The sequence below is a fragment of the Pedobacter sp. genome (assembly GCF_035566355.1).
GTDB lineage: Bacteria > Bacteroidota > Bacteroidia > Sphingobacteriales > Sphingobacteriaceae > Pedobacter.
The window spans coordinates 1-2,689 of record NZ_DATMRL010000602.1 but is presented as its reverse complement, the minus strand read 5'-3'; the positions used below and the strand labels follow the sequence as shown (position 1 = coordinate 2,689).

At 39.9% G+C, this 2,689-nt stretch carries 3 protein-coding genes; 1 reads left to right on the top strand and 2 read right to left on the bottom strand.

From position 1 onward, the window contains the following. Positions 1-75: 75 nt before the first annotated feature. Positions 76-990 carry a hypothetical protein gene (locus VNZ46_RS23680; RefSeq protein WP_325563245.1) on the top strand — a complete coding sequence of 305 codons (915 nt, stop codon included), beginning with the start codon at positions 76-78 and terminating at the stop codon, positions 988-990. A gap of 4 nt (positions 991-994) precedes the next feature. Here VNZ46_RS23680 and VNZ46_RS23675 read toward each other — a convergent pair whose 3' ends face one another. Both VNZ46_RS23675 and VNZ46_RS23670 read right to left on the bottom strand, forming a co-directional pair. Continuing rightward, complete coding sequence (locus VNZ46_RS23675; protein ID WP_325563243.1) at positions 995-1,831, bottom strand: lytic transglycosylase domain-containing protein; 837 nt, start codon at positions 1,829-1,831, stop codon at positions 995-997. Between the two features lie 170 nt (positions 1,832-2,001). Then, positions 2,002-2,689: lipase maturation factor family protein (locus VNZ46_RS23670; RefSeq protein WP_325563241.1), on the bottom strand; the 688-nt coding region annotated here is incomplete at its 5' end.

The window sequence follows — 2,689 nt, the reverse complement described above, 5'->3', positions numbered from 1 at the left end:
ATTTCTCTGCCCATACCACCCAATCACAAACAATAACTGTTTACTGAGAAGCAGGTTTATTAGCTTTGGATTTTTATGATTACAAGCGAGCAAAAAGACACCGATAAAACAGGTAAAGAATCCACAACTGAGGGTTCAAATCTTAACAATGAGTTCCCAGCGGAAAAGTTGGCATCGGATGCTGAAGTAAATCCGTCATCCGAAATCAAAGAAGATAATATTCAAATTTCAACACCATCAACTGAAACTGAAATGGAAGTTCACCATCATCCCCAGCTGGATCACAGGCCTAAGCCCTGGAAAGAATACCTGTTGGAGGGCCTTATGATATTTATTGCAGTCATGCTGGGTTTTTTTGCTGAAAATATCAGGGAGGATATTACCAATAACGAACACGTGCGGCAACTGACATCCCAAATGGTACAGGACCTGGAAGCAGATACAACAAGACTAAACGATATCATTTTAAACGAAACAAAAATATTAAGGAGCAACGATACTTTGTTTAGTCTTTTGCAGGTTCCCTTGGAAAAATTGGATACTAAAAGGATGCAAAGGGTTGCTATAAGTGCACATAATATGTGGCCATTTCATCCATCCCTGGGGGCCATTGCGGCGATAAAGAATGAACTGCACCTGAAACAGTTTGCCAATTCCGAAATCATCAGATTTATCGCGCGATACGAAGGGAATATTGAACTATTGCATACCGTGCAGGATATTAACTTGCAGTATCAACGAAATTTTCTTGATCCGTTTTTTAGCAGACATTTTACACCTGCTAACCTGAATGCTGCTTTCAATCATACTTCCGAACTTGATGAGAAGATGCGAAATATGACCCAGGAGGATCTCACACAATTAGGCGCCGAAATGGTATTGATAAGGATAAACAACGATGAAATGATAAGAGACAATAAGGAATTGAAGCAGGATGCCTCAGACTTGTTGCAATATGTAACCAAGCAATATCACTTGTCTGAAAAGTGATTCCTTATTTGTTTTTTTGAAGAGCCTGATTGGATCTTTGTAAGGATTCCTCAGATTCTTTTAATATCCTGTTGAATCTTTCTTCAGAAGTCTCATCTTTTACCTGGGGCATTTCCTTTGCAGTAATTTTTACTGATTGAAAAACCTTTAAAGTTTTGGATGAATTTGAATATGGAGAGCCTTTAGTTTTTGAAAGCAGGGCCGGATTATATGTTCCTTCAAAATAATAACAGGTGGCAATGTATTTTTTTACATATTCCCTGGTTTCTTCCGGTAGATAATTCTGGAGCGTCCAATAATTCCTGCTTCCCGACTTTTTAATAGCAGAATAAACAGGACCTTCTCCACCATTATATGCAGCGAATACAAGAAACCAATCACCAAATTCTTCATGCAGATCTTTGAGGTATCTTGCTGCAGCCATGGTGCTCTTATAATAATTTTTTCTATCATCATGATGCTTGTTGACTTTCAAACCCAGGATACGTGCCGTTTTAGGCATTAACTGCCAGGGACCAACAGCGCCCACTTTGGAAACGGCCTTGGTTTTCAACTCAGACTCAACAACAGCGAGATATTTTAATTGAACAGGAAGACCAAAATGATTAAACGCTGAATCAATCATGATAAAAGGAGAGCTGCTTCTTTGTTTAATGCTGTAAAGATTATTCCTGTTTTCCCGTATGTAAGTTTTTACAAACTGCTTTACATGCTTGTTCAAAGGCGCTTTATCCAACCTTGCAAAATAATTTTCGGTAACCCCACCATCAACTGCAGGGATCACAAAAAACAATAATGTACAGGTAATAAGAGTATTTTTTATGGATGTTAATTTCATCATATACTCCCTATATGCCAATCCGGATGCCGCTTTATAATATATTGAAATACAGCATATTATATGTTATTAAGATATAAGATGCTTCCCTAAAATGGAATCAAAATCATATATCTGGAATGACTAAATCGACGGGAAGATTAACCTTTTTTAGACAGATTACTTACTCCATATTAAGGAATCCATTCACCTGTCTTAAGGGTTTCCAGCAGACGTGGGTCATCCAGAGAAAGTGCGGGTAACCATTCACTGAGACGTTCGCGATTCCACCAGAGGCCATCAGGATTTCCTGGTTTTGCAAATGAATATCTATACAGGACTGCCCTGATATAAAGCGGTGGTTTATCAGGAAAAGGATTATCGGCGAACAAACTGACTGCTCCATGGTCGTTATGAAGAAGTTTTGAAACAAGGTTTAAAGTCCATGGATACTCCTCAGGCGTCGACATGGCGGCGAACCACATTTGCCAGTCCAATCGCAATTGGTATGGTGCGATTTGAGGTGGTCTTTCGTCGAGAGCAACGGGTAGACCCTTATAGGGATAGGCTTTCCAGAGTGCGTTACTGTCAGCTACCTGATCCATCGTTCCTTCGAATACCACATTAAAACGCTCACGACCTACTGATCCAAATGCACCATAAGTATTCACGAGATCGTAGGGATCAAACGAAGTGTTCATGATCTGTCGCGGAGAAAGAATGTTGAATACTGGTTGGATACTAAGGACTGCGACAATAACAGTTACGGTCCATGCGGTGATTATCATTGGGCGGGAAGGCTCGACATTAGCATTTGCGGATTTTGCCTTTCTCACGATTTTGAGGGGAAGAATCTTAGACCAGAATCCATCGTCGAAACAG

What these genes read in the sequence shown, in the direction of transcription:
- VNZ46_RS23680 (WP_325563245.1), top strand. Translation starts at nt 76, where the DNA reads ATGATTACAAGCGAGCAAAAAGACACCGATAAAACAGGTAAAGAATCC.
- VNZ46_RS23675 (WP_325563243.1), bottom strand. Translation starts at nt 1,831, where the DNA reads ATGATGAAATTAACATCCATAAAAAATACTCTTATTACCTGTACATTA.